24 protein-coding genes and 1 pseudogene are annotated in these 26587 nt (G+C 68.2%); 15 read left to right on the forward strand and 10 right to left on the reverse strand.

Annotated elements, in window-relative coordinates; translation table 11 throughout:
• Positions 1-15: 15 nt before the first annotated feature.
• Entirely contained in the window at positions 16-618 is a 603-nt protein-coding gene (locus R9X41_RS10825) for an arylesterase (protein ID WP_318635199.1), read from the reverse strand.
• 70 nt (positions 619-688) lie between these two features.
• On the opposite strand from R9X41_RS10825, the gene R9X41_RS10830 reads away from it, so the two are divergent.
• On the forward strand, positions 689-1375 hold the full coding sequence (locus tag R9X41_RS10830; RefSeq protein ID WP_318634874.1) for an ABC transporter ATP-binding protein: 687 nt from the start codon (positions 689-691) through the stop codon (positions 1373-1375).
• Positions 1376-1568: 193 nt separating this feature from the next.
• On the forward strand, positions 1569-2321 hold the full coding sequence (gene rlmB, locus R9X41_RS10835) for a 23S rRNA (guanosine(2251)-2'-O)-methyltransferase RlmB (protein WP_318634875.1): 753 nt from the start codon (positions 1569-1571) through the stop codon (positions 2319-2321).
• A 27-nt stretch (positions 2322-2348) separates the two neighbouring features.
• Here rlmB and R9X41_RS10840 read toward each other — a convergent pair whose 3' ends face one another.
• From R9X41_RS10840 to R9X41_RS10860, 5 genes are all read right to left on the reverse strand, one after another.
• Entirely contained in the window at positions 2349-3326 is a 978-nt protein-coding gene (locus R9X41_RS10840; RefSeq protein WP_318634876.1) for a Bug family tripartite tricarboxylate transporter substrate binding protein, read from the reverse strand.
• A 160-nt stretch (positions 3327-3486) separates the two neighbouring features.
• Complete coding sequence (mltB, locus tag R9X41_RS10845) at positions 3487-4617, reverse strand: lytic murein transglycosylase B (RefSeq protein WP_318634877.1); 1131 nt, start codon at positions 4615-4617, stop codon at positions 3487-3489.
• Positions 4618-4624: 7 nt separating this feature from the next.
• Positions 4625-6685: a transglutaminase TgpA family protein gene (locus tag R9X41_RS10850; protein ID WP_318634878.1), complete on the reverse strand. Its 2061-nt coding sequence runs from the start codon at positions 6683-6685 to the stop codon at positions 4625-4627.
• Positions 6679-7665, reverse strand: a complete 987-nt coding sequence (locus R9X41_RS10855) for a DUF58 domain-containing protein (protein WP_318634879.1) — start codon at positions 7663-7665, stop codon at positions 6679-6681. Before R9X41_RS10855 ends, R9X41_RS10850 begins: the two co-directional genes overlap by 7 nt.
• A complete protein-coding gene (locus tag R9X41_RS10860; RefSeq protein ID WP_318634880.1) occupies positions 7662-8582 on the reverse strand; it encodes an AAA family ATPase in 921 nt (306 codons plus the stop codon). The genes R9X41_RS10855 and R9X41_RS10860 overlap by 4 nt, the downstream gene beginning before the upstream one ends.
• A gap of 44 nt (positions 8583-8626) precedes the next feature.
• Here R9X41_RS10860 and R9X41_RS10865 point away from each other — a divergent pair, with 44 nt between their 5' ends.
• The 4 genes and pseudogenes from R9X41_RS10865 to R9X41_RS10880 all read left to right on the forward strand — a co-directional run bounded on the left by R9X41_RS10865 (position 8627) and on the right by R9X41_RS10880 (position 12566).
• Positions 8627-9580, forward strand: a complete 954-nt coding sequence (locus tag R9X41_RS10865; protein WP_318634881.1) for a histone deacetylase family protein — start codon at positions 8627-8629, stop codon at positions 9578-9580.
• Positions 9581-9585: 5 nt separating this feature from the next.
• Positions 9586-10837 (forward strand): annotated as a pseudogene (locus R9X41_RS10870) (mechanosensitive ion channel family protein).
• Positions 10838-10881: 44 nt separating this feature from the next.
• Positions 10882-11631, forward strand: a complete 750-nt coding sequence (locus tag R9X41_RS10875; protein ID WP_318634882.1) for an electron transfer flavoprotein subunit beta/FixA family protein — start codon at positions 10882-10884, stop codon at positions 11629-11631.
• A gap of 2 nt (positions 11632-11633) precedes the next feature.
• Positions 11634-12566 (forward strand): electron transfer flavoprotein subunit alpha/FixB family protein, encoded by a 933-nt coding sequence (locus R9X41_RS10880; RefSeq protein ID WP_318634883.1) that lies wholly within the window; start codon positions 11634-11636, stop codon positions 12564-12566.
• Between the two features lie 73 nt (positions 12567-12639).
• Here R9X41_RS10880 and R9X41_RS10885 read toward each other — a convergent pair whose 3' ends face one another.
• Positions 12640-13119, reverse strand: coding sequence for a hypothetical protein (locus tag R9X41_RS10885; protein ID WP_318634884.1), 480 nt, complete (start codon positions 13117-13119; stop codon positions 12640-12642).
• A gap of 296 nt (positions 13120-13415) precedes the next feature.
• On the opposite strand from R9X41_RS10885, the gene R9X41_RS10890 reads away from it, so the two are divergent.
• Positions 13416-13751: a DUF2846 domain-containing protein gene (locus R9X41_RS10890; RefSeq protein WP_318634885.1), complete on the forward strand. Its 336-nt coding sequence runs from the start codon at positions 13416-13418 to the stop codon at positions 13749-13751.
• A gap of 209 nt (positions 13752-13960) precedes the next feature.
• Here the strand turns inward: R9X41_RS10890 and R9X41_RS10895 are convergent, their stop codons facing one another.
• Positions 13961-14743, reverse strand: a complete 783-nt coding sequence (locus R9X41_RS10895) for a GGDEF domain-containing protein (protein WP_318634886.1) — start codon at positions 14741-14743, stop codon at positions 13961-13963.
• Between the two features lie 97 nt (positions 14744-14840).
• Entirely contained in the window at positions 14841-15839 is a 999-nt protein-coding gene (locus R9X41_RS10900; RefSeq protein ID WP_318634887.1) for a LysR substrate-binding domain-containing protein, read from the reverse strand.
• Between the two features lie 196 nt (positions 15840-16035).
• Here R9X41_RS10900 and R9X41_RS10905 point away from each other — a divergent pair, with 196 nt between their 5' ends.
• From R9X41_RS10905 to R9X41_RS10940, 8 genes are all read left to right on the forward strand, one after another.
• On the forward strand, positions 16036-17649 hold the full coding sequence (locus R9X41_RS10905; RefSeq protein ID WP_318634888.1) for a hydantoinase B/oxoprolinase family protein: 1614 nt from the start codon (positions 16036-16038) through the stop codon (positions 17647-17649).
• A gap of 60 nt (positions 17650-17709) precedes the next feature.
• Entirely contained in the window at positions 17710-19878 is a 2169-nt protein-coding gene (locus tag R9X41_RS10910) for a hydantoinase/oxoprolinase family protein (RefSeq protein ID WP_318634889.1), read from the forward strand.
• A 39-nt stretch (positions 19879-19917) separates the two neighbouring features.
• Entirely contained in the window at positions 19918-20898 is a 981-nt protein-coding gene (locus R9X41_RS10915; protein WP_318634890.1) for a Bug family tripartite tricarboxylate transporter substrate binding protein, read from the forward strand.
• Between the two features lie 69 nt (positions 20899-20967).
• Positions 20968-21762 (forward strand): enoyl-CoA hydratase, encoded by a 795-nt coding sequence (locus R9X41_RS10920; RefSeq protein ID WP_318634891.1) that lies wholly within the window; start codon positions 20968-20970, stop codon positions 21760-21762.
• 1 nt (position 21763) lies between these two features.
• Positions 21764-23014, forward strand: a complete 1251-nt coding sequence (locus tag R9X41_RS10925) for a CaiB/BaiF CoA transferase family protein (protein WP_318634892.1) — start codon at positions 21764-21766, stop codon at positions 23012-23014.
• Between the two features lie 4 nt (positions 23015-23018).
• Positions 23019-23453 (forward strand): acyl-CoA thioesterase, encoded by a 435-nt coding sequence (locus tag R9X41_RS10930; RefSeq protein WP_318634893.1) that lies wholly within the window; start codon positions 23019-23021, stop codon positions 23451-23453.
• A 106-nt stretch (positions 23454-23559) separates the two neighbouring features.
• Positions 23560-24651, forward strand: coding sequence for an acyltransferase family protein (locus R9X41_RS10935; RefSeq protein ID WP_318634894.1), 1092 nt, complete (start codon positions 23560-23562; stop codon positions 24649-24651).
• Positions 24652-24768: 117 nt separating this feature from the next.
• On the forward strand, positions 24769-25950 hold the full coding sequence (locus tag R9X41_RS10940; protein ID WP_318634895.1) for a multidrug effflux MFS transporter: 1182 nt from the start codon (positions 24769-24771) through the stop codon (positions 25948-25950).
• 13 nt (positions 25951-25963) lie between these two features.
• Here the strand turns inward: R9X41_RS10940 and R9X41_RS10945 are convergent, their stop codons facing one another.
• On the reverse strand, positions 25964-26548 hold the full coding sequence (locus R9X41_RS10945) for a LuxR C-terminal-related transcriptional regulator (protein WP_318634896.1): 585 nt from the start codon (positions 26546-26548) through the stop codon (positions 25964-25966).
• Between the last annotated feature and the right edge of the window lie 39 nt (positions 26549-26587).

Here is a 26587-nt window from a genome sequence, read left to right on the forward strand (position 1 = left end):
CACCGGCCGCCAGATTCAACGCTTGAGCAGCGGGGCCAGGGCGGGCCAGACGTTCTCCAGCATGCGCGGATGCGCGCTGGCCAGCGGATGAATGCGATCCGGCTGGAAATTGGCCTCGGCATCCGGCACGTCGGCGATGCCACGCAACAGAAACGGCGTGACCGCGCTACCCGTCTTCTTCGCCACGGTCTCGTAGACACCCGAGAACTTCTGCATGTAGTCGCCGCCGTAGTTGGGCGGCACCTGAATCCCCACCAACAACACCTTGGCCTTGATGGCCTGCGCCGCCTTGACCATGGCGATGAGATTGTCTTCGGTGCCCGCCAGGGGCAGCCCCCGCAAGGCGTCGTTGCCGCCCAGCTCGATCACCACGACGTCGGGCCTGGACTTGGCCAGCAGCGGCGCGAGCCGGGCACGGCCACCGGCGGTGGTGTCGCCGCTGATGCTGGCATTGACCACCGTGGCCGCGATATCGCGTTCGGCCAGTCGCTTCTCCAGCAAGGACACCCAGCCCGCGCCACGCGCCAGGCCGTATTCGGCGCTGAGCGAATCGCCCACCACCAGGATCGTCGGTGGCGATGCCGGTGCGGCGGCCATCCCGGCCATCGGCAGGCCCATGGCCAGACTCGCCAGGGCGATGGCGCCAATCGATATACAGTCTCTACGCTTCACTTTCACAAGGCCTTTCATGACAGAGCCGGTCGCGGCGCCCGCACCCATCATCGCGGTGGAACATCTCACCAAGTCGGTCGTCGACGCCACCGGTTCGCTGGACATTCTGCGCGATGTAGATTTCCGTCTGTACCCAAGGGAAACCGTGGCCATCGTCGGCGCCTCGGGCTCGGGCAAGAGCACCTTGCTGGCCATCGTGGCCGGGCTCGATACCCCGAGCAAAGGCACCGTACGGCTGGATGGCGAGGACATCTTCGCGCTCGACGAAGACGCGCGAGCCGCCTTGCGTGCCCGCAAGGTCGGCTTCGTTTTTCAGAGTTTCCAGCTGATGGGCGGTCTGACGGCACTCGAGAACGTGATGCTGCCGCTCGAACTGGCCGGCCGCAGCGATGCCCGGCGGGCCGCGACCGAGATGCTGGGCCGGGTAGGACTTGGGCAGCGGCTGCAGCATTACCCGCGGGTGCTGTCCGGGGGCGAACAGCAGCGGGTGGCGCTGGCGCGGGCCTTCGTGGTGGAGCCGGCGGTGCTGCTGGCCGACGAGCCGACCGGCAGTCTGGACTTCGCGACCGGCGAGAACGTGATGGAGCTGATGTTCGAGCTCAACCGCGAGCGCGGGACGACGCTGGTGCTGGTGACGCATGACCGGGCGATCGCTGCGCGATGCGATCGCCGCATTTCCATCGAAGCCGGAACAATTGGCTGACCCCCAGGCTACGCACTTCGTGTCTTCGCCTCACCCCTTTCGGGGGGGGCGGCTTGCTGGCTCGGCGTAGCCTCACCGCATCGCCTCTGAGGCAGTCGGGCAGCGCTTCGCGGCTGGCCCTCACTGACCTGGGTAATGCCTTCCCACTTTCGCGGCGGATCGGTGGCTGTCTTGCACACCGGATAATGCGCGGATGTCTACTCCCAAAGTGCTGTTCGGCTTTCATGCCGTCGGCGTGCGCATCAAGACTGCGCCGGCCTCGGTCATCGAGGTGTATTTCGATTCTTCACGGCGCGATGCGCGCATGCGGCAGTTTCTCGACCGCGCGCGCGAAAGCGGCGTGCGTCTGCTCGAAGCCGACGGTGTGCGGCTGGCCAAGCTGGCGGGCAGCCACGGTCATCAGGGCGTCGCGGCCCGGGTGCACGACCTGCCGCAGGCCCGCTCCCTCGACGAACTACTGGAAAACCTCGAAGCCGAGGGCGGCGATGCGCCGCTGCTGCTGGTGCTCGACGGGGTGACCGATCCGCACAACCTCGGCGCCTGCCTGCGGGTGGCCGACGGTGCCGGCGCCCAGGCGGTGATCGCGCCCAAGGACCATGCGGCCGGGATCAACGCCACGGTGGCCAAGGTGGCCAGCGGCGCCGCCGAGACGGTGCCGTATTTCATGGTGACCAACCTCGCGCGCACGCTCAACGAGCTGAAGGAACGCAACATCTGGTGCATCGGCACGAGCGACGACGCGCCAGGCACGCTCTACCAGACCGACCTGCGCGGCCCGGTCGCGCTGGTGCTGGGCGCCGAAGGCGACGGCATGCGCCAGCTCACCCGCAAGACTTGCGACCAGCTGGTGTCGATTCCGATGCAGGGCGCAGTCGAGAGCCTGAACGTGTCGGTGGCCAGCGGCGTGTGCCTGTACGAAGCACGCCGTCAGCGCACGGCGGGCTGAACAGGGTGAAGCCGGCCGCGTGGCCGGTCAGCCGGGCTTGATGTCCGCGTCGCGCACGACCTTGCCGTAGCGCACGATCTCGGTCTGCAGCAGGGCGCCGAACTGCTCGGGCGTGCCACCGGCCGCACTGACGCCGGTCGGCTCCAGTCTCGCTTCCAGGTCCTTGTGCCGCAGGCCGGTGTTCAGTTCGGCATTGATACGGGCCACGATCGCCGGTGGCACGTTCCGGGGCGCGACCAGGCCGTGCCACGCGATCACGTCGTAGTCCGGCAGGCCGCTTTCGGCGACCGACGGAATGTCGGGGTAGGCCGCCAGACGCTGGCGGGTGCCGACCGCCAGGGCGCGCAGGCGGCCTGCCTTGACGTGCTGCATGAGCGCTTCGGTGCCGGCGAACAGCATGTCGACCGTGCCGGCCAGCAGGTCGTTGATGGCCGGCCCGGTGCCCTTGTACGGCACGTGGGTGCATTTGACCTTGGCCATGTCGAACAGGTATTCGGTGACGATGTGCAGGTGGCTGCCGGTGCCGGCCGAGGCGAAGCTCAGCTTGCCCGGCTGGCGGCGGGCCAGGTCCAGCAGTTCCTGCAAGGACTTCGCCGGCACCTTGGGGTTGACGCAGAGCACGTACGCGCCGCGAGACAGCTGGATGACCGGCGCGATGTCCTTGACCGGATCGAAATTGAGCTTGTAGAGCGCGGGGTTGACGGTGTAGCTGCCGGCCACCAGCAGCAGGGTGTAGCCGTCGGGGCTGGTGCGAACGGCGTATTCGGTTCCCAGCATGCCGCCTGCGCCCGGCCGGTTCTCGACGATGGTCGGCTGGCCGAGCCGCTCGCTCAGGATTTGCGCGGCAGTGCGCGCCATGAAGTCGGATCCACCGCCCGGGGCGAAGGGGCAGACGATGCGCAAGGGGTGGTTGGGGAACGCGCCTGCCTGGGCGAGCACGTGCAGGGGCGATGCCAGCGTGGATGCGGCGGCACCCAGCGCGAAGTGACGACGATGAATGGCCATGTGTTGTCTCCGTTGTTCTGCCAGCCGGGGAATCGGCCGCGCATCGCCTGGAGCGAAATACGGCCGATCACGACTATAGGCAGCGTCTTCGAAAACCTGTCTGATCGCTTCCCTGTAGGCCCATCCGTTGGCCGGGTCTTCGCATGCTTGGCCGCAGACCTCAGCGCGCCGCCGCTACCGCTGCACCCAGGTCCAGCACTGCCATGGCGTAGTAGCTCGACCAGTTGTAGCGGGTGATGACGTAGAAGTTCTCGGTGCCGGCCACGAAGGTGGGCGCGTCGTCGCCGTTCTGCAGCTCGACCAGCGCGAGCGGGCCGACGTGGTTGCGGGCCTCGCCGTCGAGCGCCACACCCTTGGCGGCGAGCGCCTGCGTGCTGAAGGTGGGCAGGATGTCCGGCGCCAGCAGTGCGGGCAGGTCGAGCGTGGAGGCGTCGAACGAGACGGCATAGGTCGCCGGCATGCCGGTCTTCCAGCCGAAGGCCCGGAAGTAACTGGCCACCGAGCCGATGGCGTCGTCCACGCTCCGGCTGAGGTCGATGCGGCCGTCGCCGTCGAAATCGACCGCCCAGCGGCTCCAGCTCGAGGGCATGAACTGCGGCAGGCCCATGGCGCCGGCATAGCTGCCGACGGCGGTGGTCGCATCCAGCGTGCCGCGCTCGGCCATCACCAGGAACTGCTCCAACTCGCCCCGGAAGAAATCGGCGCGTTCCTTGGCCCGCGGATGCGCATCGGGAAAGTCGAAGGCCAGAGTGGCGAGTGCGTCCAGGATGCGCACCTTGCCCATCTGCTGTCCGTAGATGGTTTCCACGCCGATGATGCCGACGATGATTTCGGCCGGCACCCCGTACTGCGCCTCGGCGCGGGCGAGCGAGGCGCCGTGCTCCGCCCAGAAGCGCACGCCGGCGCGGATGCGGATCGGCTCGACGAAGCGGCTGCGGTAGAGCTTCCAGTTCTTGGGCGTGCCGCTGGGCGGCGGCAGCACCAGTTTCGGCACGTAGGGCAGAAACGCGGCCTGGCCGAGCGTGCGCCGGGTCCAGTCGGCATCGAGGCCCCGGCGCGCGGCCAGCGCATCGGCAAACTGCATCACGTCCTCGCGGCCGGCGTAACGCACGACCGGCGCTGCGGGCTTGGTGGCCGTTTGTTTCTTGTGGGGCCTGGCCTGCGACGTGGTCGTCTGGTGCGACGTGGCCGTTGCACTGTCGACAGCGAAAGCCAGCGGGCTCACCGCGACGAAGGCAGCGATCAGGCTTTTTTCCGGGAATCGAAGCGATAAGGAAATCAACGGGCGCATGGAGTGTTCATGGAAGAGGCGGGGCTTCGGCGACCGGTTCGGGCCAGCGCAATTCGCGCATCTGTCGTTTCAGGCTCGGCAGGGCGGCCGAGGCATGGGCTGCCGACGCATAACGCTGGGCTTCGAGGCGCAGCAGCCATTCAGCCACCGGCTGCGCCGGAGCGCCGAAACGGGTCAGGGCCATCCGGGCCAATGCGCGCGGCGGCACGGCTTCGGACGACACGAGCCCGCGTCGTGCCAGGCGGTCCCGTGCCCGGCCGTAGAGCCGCAGCCATGGGTCGCGGCGCCGTTCGCGCAGCGTTTGCCAGATGATGGCGGCGAGCAGGCCGGCGATGAAAAGACCGGCCAGCATGCGCGCCATGCTGCGCCAATCCGGCGCATCGAAGCCGAGCGCACGCAACAGGTCGAGCTGGCGGTCTTCGGTGTAGTTCAGCACCCACTGGTTCCACCGGTCGTTCACGGCTTCCCAGGCAGCGCGGATGCGGCCACCGAAGTCCATGCCGACCACCGCACCGAAGGCTTGGCCGAACGCGCCCTGGGCGGCGTCGGCACGGAACTGCGACAGCCGCTCGGGCGCGACCGAAGCGGTGGGGTCAACGCGCACCCAGCCCTGGTCGGCCATCCAGACCTCGGTCCAGGCATGGGCGTCGCTCTGGCGCACGGTCCACACGCCGTCCACGCTGTTGGGCGCACCGCCCTGGTAGCCGGTGACGATGCGCGCCGGCACGCCGGCCGCCCGCATCAGCACCGCGAAGGCCGAGGCGATGTGTTCGCAGAAGCCGGCCTTGCGCTCGAACCAGAAGTCGTCGGCGGTGTCGCGGCCGTAGACGCCGGGCTCCAGCGTGTAGCGGTAGCCGCCGTTGCGCAGGCGGGCTAGGGCTGCATCGACCAACGCCGGCGTGCCCTCGCCGACGACCGCCGGCAAAGCGCGCAGCTCGGCGGCGAGCGCCCGGGTGCGCGGGTCGAAGCCGTCGGGCAGCCGGGTGTATTCGGCACGGACCGAGGGCGACAGGCGCACGCCGGCGAGGTAATCGGTATAGCTGGCTGCGCGGTATCGCAGCAGGTTGGTCAACGGGCGCGGCGACACCCATTCGAGATCGGCGCTCTGGAAGCTGTCCGCGCCTTCGGGTCGGGCGGTGGCGAGGTCCATCACCAGCAGCCAATGCCGGCCGCTTGGCTCCAGCGTGGCTTCGTAGCGCAGGGGCTGACCGCGCACTTCCACCTGCGGCTGCGGGGAGAACCGAGGCGGATAACGGCCGCCGATGCGCTCGGTGGCAGGCGCCCATTCGCGCCCGTCGAAGCGACTCAGCACCGGGCCGCGGAAGTACAGCGTTTCCTGCGGCGGCGCGGCGCCCGCCGGCAGACCCAGAAAGCGGATCCGCATGACCTGCGTGCCGTCCTGCGCCAGCGAGGCGATGGAGCCGACGCGCATGTCTTCGGACAGGCCGGTGCGCGCCCGCGCGGTATCGCCCGGCACGCCCCAGAGCGGCGCCACGCGGGGAAAGAACAGGAACAGTGCCGCCATCACCGGCGTGCCGAACACCATCAGCCGCAGCGCGGTGCGCGCGGCCAGCGCCAGCGGCGGCCGGCCGACCGGCATGTGCGCCTGGACCAGCGCGGTCAGCAGGCCGAAGAGTCCCACCGTCGCCATCACCGCCACCGGCAAGGCCTGCGAATACAGGAAGTTCATCAGCAGGACGAAGAAGCCGAGGAAGAAGATCACCATGGCGTCCCGGCGGGCGCGCAGCTCCAGTGTCTTGAGCGCCAGCAGCAGCATCGCCAGTGTGATGCCGGCCTCGTAGCCGACCAGCGTGCGAAAGCTCGCGAAGACGGCCGCCACCGCCAGCACCAGAGCCAACACCCGCACTGCACGCCCGGGCAGCGGCGCCGACCGCCAGGCGAGCCAGGCACGCCAGCCCAGCAGCGCGGCGGCCAGCACGCCGGTCCAGGGGCGCAGTTCGAGCGTCAGTGGCGCCATCACCCAGGCCAGCACCGCGAGCAGGAACAACGTGTCGCGGCTTTCGCGCGGCAGCCGGTGCAGGCCCGAAGTGACGCGCGTGTTCAGCATCGCGCGAGTGCCTCCAGGCAGCGGTGCCGGTGGCCGGCGCCGTGATCCGGCGCGATCTCCACGCCGGGCAGGCGCAGGCCGTAGGGCTGCTCCAGCTGCTCGGCCTGCAGCACCCAGGCGCAGATGCGCGAGAGACGGTCTTCGAGCGAGAACGCGCCGGTGTTGTGCAGGTCGAACCACAGGTCGGATTCGCTGGGCTGGGCGGTGTCGCGGCTGGTCAGCTCGCCGCTGCCGGCGGCGATGGCGCGGGCGGATTTTTTCCACACCACCTGGCGCAAGGGGTCGCCCCGGCGATAGGTGCGCACGCCTTCCGGTTCGGCACCACCGGAGGCGACGAGGCTGGCGGCGAGCGCGCTGCCCTCGCGCGGCGCGCCGGGCGGCAGCGGCGGGGCAGGGACTTCGGGGCGCGGAAACACCACCAGATCGGTCGCCGGGCGCCACACGGTCCAGGCGCGGAAGGCGCCGATGGGAAACCGCGTTTCCACCTCGATCGGCGGCAACTCGTGCACACCGCGGCGCGGTGGTGTCCAGGCGATGTGCACCGACGCCCGGCCGCCGGCGGGCACGTCGATGAAGGCGCGTTCGTCGCTGCCGCGCAGGCTGGCCGCGATGCCCGGACGCGGTCGCAGGCCCTCGTCGGCGATCTCCACCTCCAGCACCGCCGCGTCGCCCGCAAAGACCGGTGCCGGCGGCAGCAGATGCAAGGTAGCGCCGCGCAGGGTGCCGTGGCCCACGTGCATCGCCGCCAGCGCGCTGCCGCCCAGCAAAAAGGTGAGCAGGTAGCCGAGATTGAGCTGGAAATTGATCGAGGCCACCAGCAGCACCAGCAGCACGGCGGCCAGCATGCAGCCGGCCTTGCTCGGCAGGATGTAGACATTGCGCTGGGTCAGCAGCTGGGTGTCCTGGCGCGGCGCGCGCGAGAACATCCACCGCGTGACGCGGCCGCGCTCCGGGGCGGGCCCTGCCGCGGCGGCGGTCACGGCAAGGGCACCGCCTCGGCCATGGCGCGCACCTGCTCGACCGCGCCACGGCCCGATCCGCCGACGGGGATCAGCCGGTGCGCGATGCATTGCGGCAGCACCGACTGCACATCGTCCGGCGCCACGTAGTCGCGCCCGGCCAACAGCGCCTGCGCCTTGGCCGCGCGCAGCAGGGCCAGGCCCGCGCGCGGCGACAGCCCCTGCACGAACCATCGGCCCGACCGCGTCGCGGCGATCAGCGCCTGCAGGTAGTCGAGCAGCGGCTCCGAGGCATGCACCGCCAGCACCTGCTGCTGGATCGCCTGCAGCTCCTCGTTGCTGAGCAGGGGCAGCAGATGGTCGAGCATTTCGCGTCGGTCGGCGCCGGAGAGCAGCACCCGCTCGGCCGCGCGATCGGGGTAGCCGATCGAGATGCGCATCAGGAAGCGGTCGAGCTGCGACTCGGGCAGGGCGAAAGTGCCCAACTGGTCGTGCGGGTTCTGGGTGGCGATCACGAAAAAAGGCTGGGGCAGGGCGCGGGTTTCGCCTTCCACCGTGACCTGCTTTTCTTCCATGGCTTCGAGCAGCGCGCTCTGCGTCTTGGGGCTGGCACGGTTGATCTCGTCGGCCAGCAACACCTGGGCGAACACCGGGCCGGGATGGAACACGAAACCCTCGCGTCCGCGTTCGTAGACCGACACGCCGATGAGGTCGCTGGGCATCAGGTCGGCGGTGAACTGCACCCGCGAGAACTGCAGGCCGAAGGTGGTGGCCAGCGCGTGGGCGAGGGTGGTCTTGCCGACGCCGGGAACGTCCTCGATCAGCAGGTGGCCACCGGCCAGCAGGCAGGCCACGCAGTCGCGGACCTGGTCCGTTTTGCCGACGATCACGGTGTTAAGCTGGTCCAGCAAGGCCTGGAGTTTCTGGCGTGTCTGCATAGACTCCGACGTTAGCCGAAAACCACCCGCGCCCGCAGCAAGCCATGAACAAGACCGGCTATTTCACCCACCCGGCCTGCCGCCGCCACGACATGGGCCGCGGCCACCCCGAATGCGCCGCGCGGCTCGACGCCATCGACGACCGGTTGCTGCTGACCGGCGTACTCGACGCACTCGATCGGCAGCAGGCGCCCGCCGCATCCGAGGCCGACCTGCTGCGCGCCCATTCCGCCGAACACATCGCCCGACTGCGCGCACTCGACGCCCGCATCGCCGCCGACCTGGCCGCCGGCGGCCCGCCGCTCGCCGCGATCGACCCCGACACCAGCCTCTGCGCCGACAGCCTGCAGGCGGCGCTGTGCGCGGCCGGGGCGGCCGTCGCCGCGACCGATGCGGTCGCCACCGGCGCGCTGGCCAACGCCTTCTGCTCGGTGCGACCGCCGGGCCACCACGCCGAACGCGAACGCGCCATGGGCTTCTGCCTGTTCAACAACGTGGCCATAGCCGTGCGGCGCGCGCTCGACGTGCACGGCCTGCAGCGCGTGGCGGTGGTCGACTTCGACGTGCACCACGGCAACGGCACCGAAGACATCCTGGCCGGCGACGAACGCGTGCTGATGGTCGGCCTGTTCCAGCATCCCTTCTATCCCTATTCGGGCGCCGAGGCGCCGGCCGACAACATGCTCAACGTGCCGGTTCCGGCCTATACCAAAGGCCCCGAAATTCGCCAGATCGTCGCCGACCAGTGGCTCCCGCGCCTGGAAGCCTTTCGCCCCGAGATGGTCTTCATCAGCGCCGGGTTCGACGCCCATCGCGAAGACGATCTCGGCCAGCTCGGCCTGGTGGAGGCCGACTACGCCTGGATCACCGAACAGCTGCACGCCGTGGCCGCGCGCCATGCCGGCGGGCGCATCGTGTCGTGCCTGGAAGGCGGCTACGCGCTCGACGCGCTGGCCTGCAGCGTCGAGGCGCATGTGCGTGTGCTGGCGGGGGTCTGATCGGCATGCCGGCCTTGCAGAAACTCGTTTCCGATTTCCATGCGTCGAGCCCTTGGCTGGGGCTGGCGGCATTGCTCGCCTGCCTGGGCCTGGCGTGGCTGATCGCGCAGCGGCTGGGCCGTGGCCAGTCGCAGGGCGACGCTTCGGTCTGGTTCGGAAAGCGCACCGTCGACGGCCTGATGTTTCCCTCGCTGGCGCTGCTGTTCGTCTACGCGGCACGCACCGGCGTCGCGCTGTACCGGCCGGTCTTTGTGTTGCAGATCGCGGTGCCGGTGCTGGTGTCGCTGGTGGTGGTGCGGCTCTGCGCGCGGGTGCTGTTGTCGGTGTTTCCGCAGTCGGCAGCGTCGCGGCTGATCGAGCGTTTTGTGTGGCGGGGCGCCTGGCTGGGCGCGGCGCTGTAGGTCACCGGCCTGCTGCCGCCGCTGCTGGCGCAGCTCGAATCCATTTCGCTGAACTTCGGCAAAGCCCGGGTCGACCTGCGCACGCTGATCAAAGGCGGGGTTTCCGCCCGCCTGATGCTGGTCGTCGCCCTGTGGATCTCCGCGGCCTTCGAGCGCCGCATCCTGGCGAGCAATTTCACCGATCTGTCGCTGCGCAAGGCTTCGGCCAACGTGGCGCGTGCCGTGCTCCTGTTGGTCGGCCTGCTGTTCGTGCTGTCGACCGTGGGCGTGGACCTCACCGCGCTGTCGGTGTTCGGTGGTGCGATCGGCGTGGGCCTGGGCTTCGGCCTGCAGAAGCTCGCGTCCAACTACATCAGCGGCTACGTGATGCTGCTCGAGCGCTCGCTGCGCATCGGCGACAACATCCGCATCGACGGCTTCGAGGGGCGCATCACCGACATCAAGACCCGCTACACCCTGGTGCGCGCGACCAGCGGGCGCGAATCCATCGTGCCCAACGAATCCTTCATCACCCAGCGGGTCGAGAACCTCCCAGGCCGACCTGAAGTTCAAATTGAGCACCGACATCACCGTGGGCTACGACAGCGACGTGGAACAGGTGCGCACCCTGCTCGCCCAGGCGGCCGCGGCACAGGACCGGGTGCTCGCCTCGCCCGAGCCGGTGGCATTTCTGCTGCAGTTCGCGCCCGACGGACTGCAGTTCTCGCTCAACTACTGGATAGCGGATCCCGCCGCCGGCCAGGACAGCGTGCGCTCGGCCGTCAATCTGGCTGCACTCGCCGCATTGCGCTCGGCCAGGGTCGAGCTGCCCTACCCGCAACGGGTCGTTCGGGTGCTGAACAAAGCTGACGCATAAAATCGTCCGGCTGAATTCATCGTGAATCTATGGAGGCAATTCCAATGAAGGTACTGGTCCCCGTCAAACGGGTCGTCGACTACAACGTGAAGGTCCGCGTCAAGTCGGACGGCAGCGGCGTAGACATCGCCAACGTGAAGATGAGCATGAACCCCTTCGACGAGATCGCCGTCGAAGAGGCCGTGCGCCTCAAGGAGAAGGGACTGGTCACCGAGATCGTCGCCGTCTCCTGCGGCGTCGCCCAGTGCCAGGAAACCCTGCGCACCGCGCTGGCCATCGGCGCCGACCGCGCCATCCTGGTGCAGACCGACGTCGAACTGCAGCCGTTGGCCGTCGCCAAGATCCTCAAAGCGCTGGTCGACAAGGAACAGCCCTCGCTCGTCATCCTGGGCAAGCAGGCGATCGACGACGACAGCAACCAGACCGGCCAGATGCTGGCCGCGCTCTGCGACCTGCCGCAGGCCACGTTCGCCAGCAAGGTCGAACTGACTGCCGACAGCGTCACGGTCGCCCGTGAAGTCGACGGCGGCATGGAAACCCTCAAGCTCACGCTGCCGGCCATCGTCACCACCGACCTGCGCCTGAACGAGCCGCGCTACGTGACGCTGCCCAACATCATGAAGGCCAAGAAGAAGACGCTGGAGACGGTGAGCCCCGCCGACCTGGGCGTGGACCCGGCCCCGCGCCTGAAGACCCTCAAGGTCGCCGAGCCGCCCAAGCGCGGCGCCGGCATCAAGGTGCCCGACGTGGCCACGCTGGTCGCCAAACTCAAGAACGAAGCGAAGGTGATCTGAGCATGTCCGTCCTCGTCATTGCTGAACACGACAACGCGGGCATCAAGCCCGCCACCCTCAACACCGTCACCGCCGCGCTCGCCTGCGGCGGCGACGTGCACGTGCTGGTCGCCGGCGCCAATGCCCAGGGCGCGGCCGACGCCGCCGCCAAGGTGGCGGGTGTCGCCAAGGTCATCCTGGCCGATGGCGCCAGCGTGGCAGAAGGCCTGGCCGAGAACGTCGCCGCGCAGGTGCTGGCCCTGGCCCCGGCCTACAGTCACATCCTGTTCCCCGCGACCGCAGCCGGCAAGAACGCCGCGCCGCGCGTGGCCGCCAAGCTCGACGTGGCGCAGATCAGCGACATCACCAAGGTCGACTCGCCCGACACCTTCGAGCGCCCGATCTACGCCGGCAACGCCATCGCCACGGTGCAAAGCGCCGATGCGACCAAGGTGATCACGGTGCGCACCACCGGCTTCGATGCGGCGGCGGCTGAAGGCGGCAGCGCGCCGGTCGAGAAGATCGATGCCGTCGCCGACAGCGGCAAGAGCGCCTTCGTCGGCCGCGAGGTCACCAAGAGCGACCGGCCGGAACTCACCGCAGCCAGGATCATCGTGTCGGGCGGCCGGGCCATGGGTTCGAGCGACAAGTTCACCGAGGTGCTCACCCCGCTGGCCGACAAGCTCGGCGCCGCACTGGGCGCCAGCCGCGCGGCCGTCGACGCGGGCTACGCGCCCAACGACTGGCAGGTCGGCCAGACCGGCAAGATCGTCGCGCCCACGCTCTACATCGCCGCGGGCATCTCCGGCGCCATCCAGCACCTGGCGGGCATGAAGGATTCGAAGGTGATCGTGGCGATCAACAAGGACCCGGAAGCGCCGATCTTCGGCGTGGCCGACTACGGCATCGAGGGTGATCTGTTCACCGTGGTGCCGGAACTGGTCGCCGCGTTGTAAGCCGCAGCGGCCTTTCGGCAGAAACGCCGGCATGGACTTTCGGGTCCGTGCCGGCGTTTTTGTTTCGGCCGGATCAGGTCGGCTGCGCGGCGCGCTTGCGCCGGCCGTCCACCAGCATCGACCAAGTCGCCGCCATGGCCAGCAGGTTCAGGCTCATCGAGACCAGCACGGCGAGCACGCCGGCCGTGGGTGAGCGCCGGTCCAGCAGATTACGCACATCGGAAAACGCCGGGTCGGCGCTGCAGTTGTCGGCCCACATGCGGTATTGCATGAGGGGACTCTCCAGCGCGCTGTGCGCATACAGCGTGAAAGCGGTTCCCAGCGCCAGCAACGTCCAGCGAGTCCAGAAGAAGCGCCACGGCCCCCACAGGGCGAACGCCATCATCGGATAGGCGAGCAGGCTGAAGGTGAACGGCGTCACCTGCGGCTTGAACGGCCATCCGCTGTGGTCGACCCGCAGCACGTGGTCGAGGTGGTGGGCGAGGCTGAAGACCGCAGCGAGAACCAGTAGTCGCGTGGTCAGCCGCGACAGCTCGTGGCGAGTGAAAAGCATTCGACCTCCTTTACGCGGTTGATGTCGGAGCCTGTGAAGTCGGCGATCGTGAGGTGGCTGGCTGAAGTCGAAGAGCGCAGATCTCGATACTGCTGACTAATGAAGCAGAGTTACACGTTGAAACTATTCGTACGATCAATCGTCATACCAAAATTTGGTTTGATATCGTGGTATCCAACAAGAAGCGCCTGATTTTTGATCGATCTTAATTTCCAAAGCAGATTACATGAAGGTAAACAAAAAATTGCCGTCGTCGCACTTTCGGCGTTGGTTCTGACAGGCTGTGCCTCCGTCGTATGGCAACGAAAGAGGAAACCGACAAGGTCCAGCGATTTGGTGCTCCCTCGCAGGGTAATTCCGGTCTTTATGTGTACCGCAACAGTTTCGTCGGAAAAGCTCTTAAAAAGGACATCTGGGTCGATGGTAAGTGCCTCGGCGAAAGCGCACCCGACGTGTTCTTCTACGCCGAAGTGGAAGGCGACAGGAAACACAAGATCGAAACGGGGTCGGAATTCTCTGCCAATGCGCTGGAGGTTTTCGTGGAGGCCGGAAAGAATTACTTCATTCGTCAATACATCAGAAAAGGCGCCTTCGTCGGTGGTGCCAATTTGGAAAAGATCGATGAGGTGTAAGGTAAGGCCGACGTTGCGAAACTCGGGTTGGCACGACCAGGCAACTGCGGAAGATAAACGGTCTCCCGTCGTTTGCTTGCTGCGCATCAGCGCGACCCGATAATCGACCTCGCCGGTATTTCAACATTGCAAAAGCGGCGGAGGTCTGAGGCAGGCTGCTGAAATGATCACCGCGCCATCCGCAGTCGTCACATTCTTGTCGGCCTGGCTCAGCCGATACAAAGCCTGTTTCTGCCCAGGCGCTTGGCGTGATAAAGGTTTTCGTCGGCTCGCCGCAGCATGGCGCCCAATTCCGGGCACTCCGTGGAATGCACACTGCCGATGCTCACCGTCACCGAGAAATGCGTGCCGGCCGAGTCTTCGATGCGCGCGTTCTCCACTGCGACGCGAATGCGCTCGGCGACGTGGTAGGCGGTGGCTTCCTCGGTTTCGGGCAGCAGCACGACGAATTCCTCACCACCGAAGCGCGCGAAGAGGTCATGCTTGCGTAGCTGGGCCTGGCAGCGGGCCGCGACCTCCTGGATCGCCTTGTCGCCGCCGGCATGGCCGTAGGTGTCGTTGATCGCCTTGAAGCGGTCGACGTCGATCATCAGCAGTGCCATGGTGTGGCCACGGTCGGCCGCGGTCTCCATCAGGCTTTCGGCCCGGCTCATGAAGGCCAGCCGATTCAACGCGCCGGTCAGCCCGTCCGTCTTGGCGATTTCCTGCAGTGCGGCGCGCATGCGTTCGAGGTCGAGCACCAGGCGCATGACGAAGGTGCCGGTGGTGAGCGTGGCCAGCATGGGAATCACCGCGGCGCTCGCGAACCCGATGATGGTGGCGCGCCCGGCTTCTGGCAGCACCAGGTGGATGGCCAGGCGCACGGACAGCGAGATGCTCGTGACGACCGCCGTCAGCAGCAGTACCGAACGCAACAGGCCCAGCGATGCCAGCCAACTGGCGACACGCTTCGTGAATCCGCGCGAGGTGTCGTGGAGGACCTCTGAATGCATGCCTGATGATGCCTTCACGCCCAAAATGAAACAAGGCGTTCGGTTGTGTTTGCGTACTTTCGGGCAGCGGATTTGGCCGCGGTGTTGGCAGCCGGCATCAGCTTTTACGCACGAGCTTCGCCGCCTTGATTTCGCTGGTCGAAAGCGTTGGCGCTTCGCCGAGCAAACCGTGGAGGGAGAAGCCGGCGAGGTCTTCTCGCAGCACCTCGACCAGCGCGGCAGCGGCGCGTGAGATCGGCTGGCCCAGTGGCGTGAGCAGCACCAGGTCGACCGGCACGTCGGGCTTGAAAGGGCGCGCCACGAGCCCGGCCTTGAGCAACGGTGGCACCACGAATGGGCTGACGATGCCCACGCCCACGCCCTGCAGGGCGAGCATGCAGATGGTGATGGCGTAGGTGGTTTCGGCCGCGACGATCGGCTTGACCCGCTGCGCGGCGAACACCTTCTCGATGGCCACGCGCATGTTGTCGTTGCGGTCCGGCGAGATGAAGGCCTGGCCGTGCAGGTCCTTGGCGTGGATCGCCTTCTTGCTGGCCAGATGGTGCGCCGGCGACATCACGCAGACCGCGTTCACGCCCACCAGCGGCTCGGCCTGCGTGCCGGCGGTGTCGACCTGGCGCATGGTGATGCCGAGGTCGAGCCGGCCCGCGGCCACGCTGTCCTTGACCAGGGTGGAACTCACCGTCTTGATGGCCACCTGCACCGTCGGATGCCGGTCCATGAAGCGGCGCGCGATCTCGGGCATGACACCCATCCCGATCGAGGGCAGGCAGCCGATCTCGATGCGGCTGGCGTGCATGCCGCGCAGCTCGGAAATGGTCTGGCCGATCTGCTCCAGGCCGATATAGCTGCGCTCGACGACGTTGAACAGCTGCCGCGCCTCGGGCGTGGGCATGAGCCGGCCCTTGCGCAACTCGAAGAGCTTCAGCCCGCTCACCGTCTGCAGCCGCGCGATCAGCTTGCTGACGACCGGCTGCGAGGTGTGCAGCATCACGGCCGCCTCGGTGGCGGTGCCCCGGATCATGACCGCGCGGAACGCTTCGATCAGCCGGTGGTTCACCAGGGGCGCGAGGATGTTTTCGATGGGCGAGGGCATGTCTGCAGGGGTTTTCGGCGGTCTCACCAAAGCGGTGAACGGCACCAGGAATGGGCGCGAAAGAGTATATCGATCTGGAATAGGGTGGGGTGTTTAAAACATTGGCGAGACATGCGTCGAACTCGCAGAATTTCTTCCATGCGTTGGTCCAGACGACCGCCGCACCCCGCAACCCCTGCCGACAGAAAGCCCGCCCATGGCCACCCGTTTCGATGCCATCACCCTCGAACTGCTCTGGACCCGACTGATCTCCATCGTCGACGAGGCAGCCGTCGCGATGGTGCGCACCTCGTTCTCCACCAACGTGCGCGAATCCAACGACTTCGCCTGCGTGCTGACCGACACCCGCGGCCATTCGCTGGCGCAGGCCACGCACAGCATTCCGTCCTTTCTGAACACGGTGCCGCAGACCATCCGGCATTTCATCGCCGAGTTCCCGGAAGACCAGCTGAGCCCCGACGACGTGCTCATCACCAACGACATCTGGCAGGGCACCGGCCATTTGCCCGACATCACCGTGGCCAAGCCGATCTTCCACCGCGGCCGCATCGTCGGCTGGGCCGGCTCGGTGGCGCATGCGCCCGACATCGGCGGCCGGGTGCGTTCGGCCGACGCCCGCACCGTCTTCGAGGAAGGCCTGCAGATTCCGATCATGAAGGTGATGCGCCAGGGCGTGATGGACCCCACCTTCGAACGCATCCTGCGCAAGAACGTGCGGGTGCCCGACCAGGTGATGGGTGACCTGTACGCCCAGTTCACCGCGCTGCAGCGCATCGAGAGCCGCGTGCTGGCGCAGCTGGAAGAGCATGACCTCGAGTCGCTCGACGGCCTGGCCCACGAGATCCAGACCCGCTCCGAAGCCGCGATGCGCGCCGCCATCCGCAAGGTGCCCGAGGGTGTGTACAGGCAGAGCGCGGTCACCGACGGCATCGGTGAGCCGATCCGCCTGGAAATGACCATGACCGTGAAGGACGGCGCGATCGCGGTGGACTATTCCGGCACCGACCCGCAGGTAGCGGCATCCATCAACGTCTGCCTGGCCTATACCAAGGCCTACACCTGCTACGGCGTTCGCACCGTGCTGCTGCCGGACGTGGCGGGCAACGAAGGCGTGATCGCGCCGATCGAGGTCACGGCGCCCGCCGGCTGCATCCTCAACGCGCTGCCACCGGCGGCCGGCGGCGCGCGTGCGCTGGTGGGCCACATGCTGCCGATGATGGTGGTGCAGGCCCTCGCCGAGGCCATGCCCGACCGCGTCATCGCCGGCGTCGGTTCGCCGCTGTGGTGCGCCAACGTGGCCGGCCAGCGCGAGGACGGCAGCACCTACGCCAACATGTTCTTCATGAACGGCGGTTACGGCGCGTCGAGCCGGCGCGACGGCATCAACGTGCTGTCGTGGCCGAGCAATATCTCGTCGACGCCGGTCGAGATGATCGAGCAGATGCTGCCGATCCACGTGCACCACCGCCAGCTGCGCGAGGACGGTGGCGGCCGGGGCGAGTTCCGCGGCGGCACCGGCCAGTCGATCAAGTTCGAGAACCGGGCCTCCAGCGCCATGACGGCCAGTTTCATGGCCGAGCGCACCCGGCCCGAGGCCGCCGCACCCGGCCTGGCGGGGGGTGATTCCGGCGCGCCGGGCGAGGTGTTGATCGACGGCAAACCCTGCCTCAACCCCAAGGTGCAGCAGGTGATCCAGCCCGGCAGCGTGGTCGAGATGAAGACCCCCGGTGGCGGCGGCTACGGCCGGCTGGCCCGCCGCGACGCGGCCCGCCATGCGGCCGATGTGCGCGACGCCTACGTCGGCGCCTGAAGCCACCGGCCCCTCTTTTCCCGCGGCACGCCGCGACCCGAACACGAGCGCATCACGACCATGACCACTCCCACCTATTCCCTCGGCATCGACATCGGCGGCACCTTCACCGACATCGTCGTCTATGCCAACGACACCGGCCGCGCCGTCTCGCACAAGGAACTCACCACCCCGGCCGCGCCGCACCAGGGCGTGCTGACCGGCGTGGCCCGGCTGTTCGAACGTGAAGGCCTGGACTACGCCGCCGTCACCCGCGTGATCCACGCCACCACGCTGTTCACCAACGCCCTCATCGAGCGCAAGGGCGCCCGCACCGGCCTGATCACCACCGCCGGTTTCCGCGACACCCTGGAGATGGCGCGCGAACACAAGTACGAGCTGTACGACCTGCACATCGAGCTGCCCAAGGCCCTGGTGCCGCGCCACCTGCGCCTGGAAGCCACCGAACGCATGCGCCCCGACGGCACCGTGCTGACCCCGCTGGACGAAGCCGGCCTGTTGGCCTGCGCCGACGAACTCGCCGCCGCCGGCCTGCAGTCGATCGCCATCGTGTTCCTGCACGCTTATGCCAATCCGGCGCACGAACGCCGGGCACGCGAGCTGATCGCCGCGCGCCATCCGGAGCTCTTCGTGTCGATCTCCTCCGAGGTCTCGCCGCAGATTCGCGAATACGAACGCAGCGTGACCACCGTGGCCAATGCCTATGTGAAGCCGCTGGCCGACGGCTACCTGGACCTGATGACCGCGCAGATCAAGGGCCTGGGCATCACCGCGCCGCTGTTCATGATGCTGTCCAACGGCGGACTGACCCATGTGGAAGAAGCCAAGCGGGTGCCGATCCAGCTGCTCGAATCCGGCCCGGCCGCCGGCGCGCTGGCCGGCGCCTTCTTCGGTGAACGCTCGGGCATCGAGGACGTGCTGGCTTTCGACATGGGCGGCACCACCGCCAAGCTCGCGATCGTCGACGGTGGCGAGCCGCTCATCGCCCACCAGTTCGAAGCCAGCCGCGAGAAGCGCCTGACCGAAGGCAGCGGCCTGCCGATCAGCATCTCGACCATCGAACTCATCGAGATCGGCGCGGGTGGCGGCAGCCTGGCGCAGCTCGACGCGATGGGGCTGCTCAAGGTCGGCCCGGAGAGCGCGGCCTCGGACCCCGGCCCGGTCTGCTACGGCCGCGGCGGCACGCAGCCGACCGTGACCGACGCCAACCTGATCCTCGGTTTCCTCGACCCGGCGGGCTTCGCCGGCGGCACCATCACGCTCGACGTGGCCAAGGCCGAGGCCGCCATGGCGCCGCTGGCCGCGCAGGCCGGCGTGTCGGTGCCCGAATTCGCCTGGGGCATCCACTCGATCGTCAACGAGAACATGTCGGGCGCGGCCCGGGTACACGTGGCCGAGCGCGGCCACAACGCCGGTCGCTTCTCGATGCTGCTGACCGGCGGCGGCGGCCCGCTGCACGGCTGCGAGGTGGCGCGCAGCCTGGGCACGCGGCGGGTGGTCTGCCCGCCCGGCGCGGGCGTGGCGTCGGCCCTGGGCCTGCTGATGGCGCCGGCCCGTGTCGACCGCATGGCCACCGTGGCGCGGCGCCTGTCGCGCATCGACTGGGCCGAGCTCGATCGCGCGTTCGGCGTGCTCGAGGCCGATGCGCTGGCCGTCGTCGACGCCACCTTGCCCGGCCGGGCGGCCGCCCCGCGCATCGTGCGTTCGGCCGACCTGCGCTTCGTCGGCCAGGGCTTCGAAGTGGTGACCGAATTGCCGGCCGGCCCTTACGGCGAGGCCACGGCCCGCGCGGTGATCGAAGCCTTCAACAGCCTCTACCTCAAGACCTTCACCCAGGCGCCGCCCAGGGGCGAGGTGGAGATCGTGAACATCCGCGTCGCGGTGTCGGCCGAAGCCGCCGCTTCCACGCTGGACGCGGGCGCCGCCGCCCCGCAGGCCGGCGCCACCGTGCCGTCCATGCGCCGCCGCATCTGGGTGGGCGCCCACGGCCGCTACGAGGAAGTGCCGGTGTTCTTGCGCGAAGTGCTGCCGGTCGGCTTCGAGATCGCCGGCCCCGCCATCGTGCAGGAGGCCTCCTCCACGCTCGTGCTGCCCGCCGGGTCCAGAACCTGCGTGGACGCCTCGGGCAGCCTGATCGTGGACCTCACTGATTCCATCCAAAGAGACGCCGAAAAGGCGCAGACAAAAGCATCCGAAGCCCATACGGAGAGAGACAAGCAATGCGTGTGAACGCCTGCCAACCATCTTCCCCGCACTTAGGAATGCCTTATGAACCCACGATTTATGCTGCTGGCGTCCCTGCTCGCCAGCCTCGGTCTGTCCACCCTCGCCACCGTCTCGCATGCTGAGACCTGGCCTTCGAAGCCGATCCGCTTCGTGGTGCCTTTCACGGCGGGCGGCGCGGCCGACATCCTGGGCCGCATCGTCGGCCAGCAGTTGTCGATCAAGTACGGCCAGCCGGTGCTGGTGGACAACCGGCCGGGCGCCAGCGGCCATGTCGGCGCCGAGACGGTCGCCAAGTCGGCGCCGGACGGCTACACCATCGTGCTTGGCACCACTGGTGTGCACGCGGCCTACAGCATGTATCCCAAGCTGAACTACGACCCCTCGAAGGCGCTGCAGGTGGTGTCGATCATCGGCGAGTTCCCCAATCTGCTGGTGGTCAACCCGTCGGTGCCGGCGAACAACATGAGGGAGTTCCTGGCGCTGGCCAAGGCCAAGCCGGGCGAGCTGTTCTTCGGCTCGGCGGGCAACGGCTCGTCGACCCACCTGTCGGCCGAACTGCTCAAGCAGGTTGCGGGCATCAACATGAAGCACGTGCCCTACCGGGGCAGCTCGGCGGCCATGAACGACCTGATGGGCGGCCAGATCCAGCTGATGGTGGAGAACCTGCCAGCGGTGCTGCCGATGGTGCAGAGCGGCCGCGTGCGCGCCCTGGCCATCACCAGCAAGACGCGTTCGGACGTGATGCCGAGCATTCCGACGGTGGCCGAATCCGGCGTGCCCGAGTACCAGTTCACCGCCTGGTTCACCGTGGCGGTGCCGGTCGGCACGCCGCCTGCCATCGCGAAGAAGCTCAACGCCGACATCGACGCGATCGTGCATTCGCCCGAACTCGCGGCCAAGTGGAAGGAACTGGGCGTCAACCCGATCGGCGGCTCGCTCGAGGCCGACACCGCCTTCATTGCTTCCGAGAAGAAGAAGTTCACCGCGCTCATCCAGGAAGCGCGCCTGACCGCCGACGACTGACCAGCGGCACTGCCGGGCGGCGCTCCGGGAGGACGCCGCCTTTTTTTCCAAAGACGAGGCTTTTTTCCCATGACTTCGAACACCGAGTTCCTGCTGGCGCGCAAAGAAGGCGGCATCGGCTGGATGACCTTCAACAACCCGGCCAAGCACAACGCCATTTCGGTGGAAATGGCGCGTGCGGTGCCGGCGGTGATGGCCGATTTCGACGCCGATCCGGAGATCCGCGTGGTGATCGTCACCGGCATGGGCGAGCGCGCCTTCGCGGCCGGCTCCAACATCTCCGGCTTCGGCGAGGTGCGCACCAACCCCGAGCAGAACCGGGCGTACCACGACATGAACGAGGACTCCTACAACGCGGTCTACGCCTGCAGCAAGCCGACCATCGCGATGATCCACGGCTACTGCATCGGCGGCGGCCTGGACTTCGCCGCGAGCTGCGACATCCGCTTTTGCGACGACCGAGCGCAGTTTGCGATTCCGGCGGTGCGGCTCGGCCTGGGCTTCAGCTGGGAGGGCCAGGTGCGGCTGTCGCGGCTGCTGAGCCCGGCGCAGGCGCGCGACCTGTTCTTCAGCGGCCGCCGCTGGGACGCGGCAGAAGCGCTGCGCACCGGGCTGGTCCACCGCGTGGTGCCGGCGGCCGAACTCGAAGCCGCCGTGCGCGACTACGCGGCCGTCATCGCGGGCAACGCGCCGCTGACGCTGCGGGCCCTCAAGCGCGGCTTCCTGGAGCAGGAAAAGCCCGCCGGCCAGATCGACATGCAGGCCGCGCAGGACCTGATCGACGCCTGCTACCGCAGTCAGGACTATCTGGAAGGCCGCGAAGCCTTCGCCGCCAAGCGCAACCCCAACTTCCGAGGACGCTGACATGTCGACCATCGAAGCAGAACGCACCGCCACCGCCGCCACTTGCGGGCAAGCCGCCGCTGCGACGGCCCAACGCCAGGGGCCGCTCCAGGGCATCCGGGTGCTCGACCTGACCCGGGTGCGTGCCGGCCCCACGGCCATCCGCCAATTCGCCGACTGGGGCGCCGACGTCATCAAGATCGAGAGCCCGCAATACATGGAAGTGAGCGACGGCTGGGGCGGCCTGCGCGACGGCCCGGACTTCCAGAACCTGCATCGCAACAAACGCTCGCTCACCATCAACCTCAAGGACCCGCGCGGCCTGGCGATCTTCCGGCGCCTGGTGGAGCAGGCCGACGTGGTGGCCGAGAACTTCCGGCCGGACGTGAAGTTCCGTCTGGGCATCGACTACGAATCGCTGCGTGCGATCAACCCGCGCATCGTTTTCGCCAGCATTTCCGGCTTCGGCCAGGACGGCCCCTACGCCAAGCGCCCGGGCTTCGACCACATCGTGCAGGGCATGGGCGGGATGATGTCGGTCAACGGCCATCCGGACAACGGTCCGACGCGCGCCGGCATCGCGGTGGCCGACGTGGCCGCCGGCCTGTTCTGCGCGCTGGCGGTGATGACCGCGCTGCTCGAGCGCGCCACCTCGGGCCAGGGCCAGTGGGTGCAGGTGTCGCTGCTGCAGGCCATGATCTCCATGCTCGACTTCCAGGCCGCGCGCTGGCTGATGAACGGCGAGATCCCGGTGCAGGCCGGCAACGACCATCCGACCTCGATTCCGACCGGCGTCTATCCCACGTCCGACGGCTGGATCAACATCGCCGCCGGCGAGCAGGCCATGTTCGCCCGGCTGGTCAAGGCCATGGGCTGCGAAGAGCTGATGGAGGTGCCGGAGTTCTCCACCGAGGAGGGCCGCTCTATGCACCGTGTCGCGCTCAACGAAGAGCTGTCGCGCCGCACGCGGGAGCATGGCTCGGCACACTGGCTGGAGGTGTTCGAGCGCGGCAGCGTGGCCGCCGGCCCGATCAACCGCATGAACGAAGTCTTCGACGATCCGCAGGTGCAGCATCTGCAGGTAGCCCAGACGCTGCAGCACCAGACGCTCGGGCCGATCCGGGTGGTGGGCCAGCCCTTTCAGCTGAGCCGCACGCCTTCGCAGATGCGCGCGGTGACGCCGCTGCGCGGCGAGCACAACGACGAGATCCTGACCGAAGCCGGTTATTCCGAGGCAGAGATCGCGGGCTTCTACGCCGACGGCGTCATCTGAGGCCATGCTGAGCCTGTCCGACGACGGCGTAGCCTGCCCGGCGCCGGTCTTCGAGGTGCTGCTGCCGGTGCGCTGGAGCGATCTGGACGCCGACGGCCGCGTCAACAACGTGCTGCTGCTCAAGCTGGCCGAGGAAGCGCGCATGCGGTGGGCCGCCGCGCTGGACCTCGCCCGGCTGGCGCCCGACCGCATGCCGGTGCTAGCGAGCACCGCGGCGGTCTACCGGAAGCCGGTGCGCTATCCGGCGCAGGTGGTAGTGAGCATCGCCTGCTCCAAGCTCGGCCATTCGAGCCTGCACCTGCAGTTCGAGTTGCGCGACGCCGCCGACCGGTCGCTGCTGCACGCCCAGGCGCTGGCCGTGTGGGTGTGGGTGGACCGGGCCAGCGAGCAGCCGGTGCCCATGCCGGAGCGGCTGCGGGAGGTCTGCACGGCGCGATAGGCGGGGCGCTCGCACCTACAATGCCGACGCTTTCGCGCCGGCATCGCGGCGTTCCCCACAAAAAATCGAGACAACCGGACCAGGCCCAGACCTGCGCCGTGCCCCCATGAAGACTTCCGCTCCGCGGCTGCCCCTGATCGACGCCATGAAGGGGCTGGCCTGCTGCCTGATCGTCTGGCACCACCTCGCGTTCTACGGGCCGATGTCCGAAGTGGCGCGGCCGCTGGCGCCGTGGCTCATGGACTCCCTGGCCGAGTACGCCCGCATGGCGGTGCAGCTTTTTCTGGTGGTGGGTGGTTTTCTCAATGCCCGTTCGCTGGCGCCACGGGGCGCCTCGCGCATCGACGCGCCGCTGGCGCGCATCGGGCGGCGCTACCTGCGACTGGCCATGCCTTATCTCGTGGCGCTCGGCACCGGCCTGGTCGCCGCGATGCTCACCCGGCCCTGGCTGCCGGGTCCGCTGGTGCCGGCGGCGCCGCATGAATCGCAGTTGCTCGCCCATGGCCTGTTCCTGCAGGACCTGGTCGGCGAAGAAGCCTTGTCGGCCGGCGTCTGGTATGTGGCGATCGACTTCCAGCTCTTCGCCGCGACGGTGCTGACGTTCTTCGTGGCCCAGCGCTGGACCAGCCGCCCGGCGCTGGCCGCTTTCTGCCTGGTGTCGGGCGCGGCGGCGGTGTCGCTGGTAGTGTTCAACCGCCATCCGGAACTCGATCCGACGGCGCTGTATTTCTTCGGTGCCTACGGGCTGGGCATCCTGGCCTGCTGGGGCGCGCATTCACACAGGCCGTGGCACTGGATGGCGGGCATCGCGGTGCTGGGGGGCGTGGCACTGGCGGTGGACTTCCGGGCGCGCATCGCCATCGCCCTGGTCGCGGCCCTGGTGCTGCTCTGGGCGCAGGCGCGGCACGGCGACGGCTGGATGCCGCCCGGGCCGATGCGCCATCTGGGCGGGGTGGGGCGCATCTCGTATTCGGTTTTTCTCATCCACTTCCCCTTGCTGCTGTGCGTAGGCGCGCTGGTGCACCACCGCTGGCCGAACCTGCCGTGGGCCAACGCGGCGGGCATGCTGGCGGTGTTTCTGCTTTCGCTGCTGGCGGGTGCGCTGCTGCACCGTTTCGTTGAAACCCGCGCGGCGGGGCCGGGCCGGCTGCTGCTGGCCATGGCCTCGGTGCTGGCCCTGGGCGCGGTGCTGCACTGATCCACGCGGCATGACCCGCCGGCCACGCGCACCGGCGGCTTTGGGTATCCTCGTCGGCTAGTTTTCCTTCTCTCTCGCCCGCGGTCCTTCGAGACATGCCGGGCCTGTCGCCCCTCCATGAAAAACAATTTCTTCCGCGCCGCCCTGGTGCTGGGCCTGCTGTCGGCCATCGGGCCCTTCGCCATCGACATGTACCTGCCTGCGCTGCCCTCCATCGGCCATTCGCTCGACGCCTCGCCGGCGGCGGTGCAGATGAGCCTGATGGCCTTCTTCATCTCGCTGGGCGTGGGCCAGCTGGTGTACGGGCCGGTCGCCGACATGGTGGGCCGCAAGGCGCCGCTGTATTTTGGGCTGAGCCTGTTCGCGGTGGGCAGCGTGGGTTGCGCGCTGGCGCCGGATATCGGCACGCTGATCGCGTTGCGCTTCGTGCAGGGCCTGGGCGCTTGCGCCGGCATGGTGGTGCCACGCGCGGTGGTGCGCGACCTGCACACCGGCCCCGACGCCGCCCGGCTGATGTCCCTGCTGATGCTGGTGTTCAGCGTGTCGCCCATCCTGGCGCCGCTGGCCGGCAGCCTGGTGATCGAGTCCTTCGGCTGGCGCGGCGTTTTCTGGGTGGTGACGGGCGCGGCCATCCTCGGACTGGTGCTGCTGACCACCAGCCTGCCCGAGACGCGGCCGGCATCCGAGCGGGTCGACAGCAGCGTGGGCAGTGCGCTGGCCGCCTACCGCCAATTGCTGGGCGACAGCCACTTCCTGGGGCTGGTGTTCATCGGCGCCTTCGGCATCTCCAGCTTCTTCGCCTACCTGGCGCATTCGTCCTTCGTGCTGATCGGGCATTACGGCCTGTCGCCCCGGCAGTACAGCATCGCCTTTTCGGTGAATGCGGCCTCGTTCATCGGGGTGTCGCAGCTGACCGGAAAGCTCAGCCAGCGCTTCGGCCTCAAACGCCTGGTGTCCGGCGCGGTGGTGGGCTATGCGGTCACCATGGTGCTGCTGGCGGCGACCTCGATCGCCGGCATCGACTCGCTGCCGGTGATGGTGGTGCTGCTGTTCATCGGCTTCGGTTTCCTGGGCCTCATCGTGCCGACCACGGCGGTGCTGTCGCTGGAGGCGCACGGCGCCATCGCCGGCACCGCGTCGGCATTGATGGGCACGCTGCAGTTCGTGACCGGTGCGGCGGTGATCGCGATCTCCGGCATCTTCGCCAACGGCACGGCCGAGCCGATGCTGGTGGCCATCGCCTGCTGCGCGGTGCTGTCCTTCGTCACCGCCCGCCTGACCTTGCGCGGCCAGCACTGAGCCCGAGTCTTCGCTAGGCACCCATCAGGCGCTGCACCAGGTCGGCGGTGCTGATCGCCTGGAACTTGCGCATCAGCCGCGCCCGGTAGATCTCGACCGTGCGGTGGCTGATGCCCAGCGCCCGTCCGATCTCCTTGGAGGTGAGCCCGTGCAGCAGCTGCGCGGCCACCTCGCGCTCGCGGGCGGTGAGCTCGGCCTGTGACGGCCGCTGCGCGCCCAGGTCTTCGAAGGTCCAGATGCCGGCCTGGTGCGGCGCGTCGCGGTTGAGGGCGCGACCGGTGACGTGGCACCAGAAGGTGTCGCCGCGCAGCCGGCCGCCGACGCGGCGCATCAGCCGGTTGTCCGAATAGCGGCCCGAGGCATTGAGGATCGGCAGCATGCGTGCGCCGATGCGCTCGTATTCGTCCACGCTCGGGTAGAGCAGCTGGAAGGACTGGCCCACCAATTGCTCGCGGTCGGCACCGAACATCTCGCACAGCTGCCGGTTGCAATCCACCATGGTGCGGTTGCGCGAGATCACCAGGCCGACCGGCGCGAGCTCGAAGGCCTGGCGGTAGTCGACCGGCGACGCCAGGGGCAGGGGATCAGGGACTTCCATTAGGAAACACTACGTACATCGCTACGTAGTATCGTTGTT

It is taken from the genome of Xylophilus sp. GOD-11R (assembly GCF_033546935.1).
Classification (GTDB): Bacteria; Pseudomonadota; Gammaproteobacteria; order Burkholderiales; family Burkholderiaceae_C; genus Xylophilus.

Coding starts and splice junctions, on each gene's coding strand:
- R9X41_RS10880 (WP_318634883.1), top strand. CDS start 11,634: ATGTCCGTCCTCGTCATTGCTGAACACGACAACGCGGGCATCAAGCCC.
- R9X41_RS10850 (WP_318634878.1), bottom strand. CDS start 6,685: ATGCTGAACACGCGCGTCACTTCGGGCCTGCACCGGCTGCCGCGCGAA.
- R9X41_RS10865 (WP_318634881.1), top strand. CDS start 8,627: ATGAACAAGACCGGCTATTTCACCCACCCGGCCTGCCGCCGCCACGAC.
- R9X41_RS10885 (WP_318634884.1), bottom strand. CDS start 13,119: ATGCTTTTCACTCGCCACGAGCTGTCGCGGCTGACCACGCGACTACTG.
- R9X41_RS10890 (WP_318634885.1), top strand. CDS start 13,416: ATGGCAACGAAAGAGGAAACCGACAAGGTCCAGCGATTTGGTGCTCCC.
- R9X41_RS10825 (WP_318635199.1), bottom strand. CDS start 618: ATGGGCCTGCCGATGGCCGGGATGGCCGCCGCACCGGCATCGCCACCG.
- rlmB (WP_318634875.1), top strand. CDS start 1,569: ATGTCTACTCCCAAAGTGCTGTTCGGCTTTCATGCCGTCGGCGTGCGC.
- R9X41_RS10925 (WP_318634892.1), top strand. CDS start 21,764: ATGTCGACCATCGAAGCAGAACGCACCGCCACCGCCGCCACTTGCGGG.
- R9X41_RS10935 (WP_318634894.1), top strand. CDS start 23,560: ATGAAGACTTCCGCTCCGCGGCTGCCCCTGATCGACGCCATGAAGGGG.
- R9X41_RS10830 (WP_318634874.1), top strand. CDS start 689: ATGACAGAGCCGGTCGCGGCGCCCGCACCCATCATCGCGGTGGAACAT.
- R9X41_RS10945 (WP_318634896.1), bottom strand. CDS start 26,548: ATGGAAGTCCCTGATCCCCTGCCCCTGGCGTCGCCGGTCGACTACCGC.
- R9X41_RS10915 (WP_318634890.1), top strand. CDS start 19,918: ATGAACCCACGATTTATGCTGCTGGCGTCCCTGCTCGCCAGCCTCGGT.
- R9X41_RS10895 (WP_318634886.1), bottom strand. CDS start 14,743: ATGCATTCAGAGGTCCTCCACGACACCTCGCGCGGATTCACGAAGCGT.
- R9X41_RS10900 (WP_318634887.1), bottom strand. CDS start 15,839: ATGCCCTCGCCCATCGAAAACATCCTCGCGCCCCTGGTGAACCACCGG.
- R9X41_RS10910 (WP_318634889.1), top strand. CDS start 17,710: ATGACCACTCCCACCTATTCCCTCGGCATCGACATCGGCGGCACCTTC.
- R9X41_RS10940 (WP_318634895.1), top strand. CDS start 24,769: ATGAAAAACAATTTCTTCCGCGCCGCCCTGGTGCTGGGCCTGCTGTCG.
- R9X41_RS10930 (WP_318634893.1), top strand. CDS start 23,019: ATGCTGAGCCTGTCCGACGACGGCGTAGCCTGCCCGGCGCCGGTCTTC.
- R9X41_RS10860 (WP_318634880.1), bottom strand. CDS start 8,582: ATGCAGACACGCCAGAAACTCCAGGCCTTGCTGGACCAGCTTAACACC.
- R9X41_RS10875 (WP_318634882.1), top strand. CDS start 10,882: ATGAAGGTACTGGTCCCCGTCAAACGGGTCGTCGACTACAACGTGAAG.
- R9X41_RS10840 (WP_318634876.1), bottom strand. CDS start 3,326: ATGGCCATTCATCGTCGTCACTTCGCGCTGGGTGCCGCCGCATCCACG.
- R9X41_RS10905 (WP_318634888.1), top strand. CDS start 16,036: ATGGCCACCCGTTTCGATGCCATCACCCTCGAACTGCTCTGGACCCGA.
- R9X41_RS10920 (WP_318634891.1), top strand. CDS start 20,968: ATGACTTCGAACACCGAGTTCCTGCTGGCGCGCAAAGAAGGCGGCATC.
- mltB (WP_318634877.1), bottom strand. CDS start 4,617: ATGCGCCCGTTGATTTCCTTATCGCTTCGATTCCCGGAAAAAAGCCTG.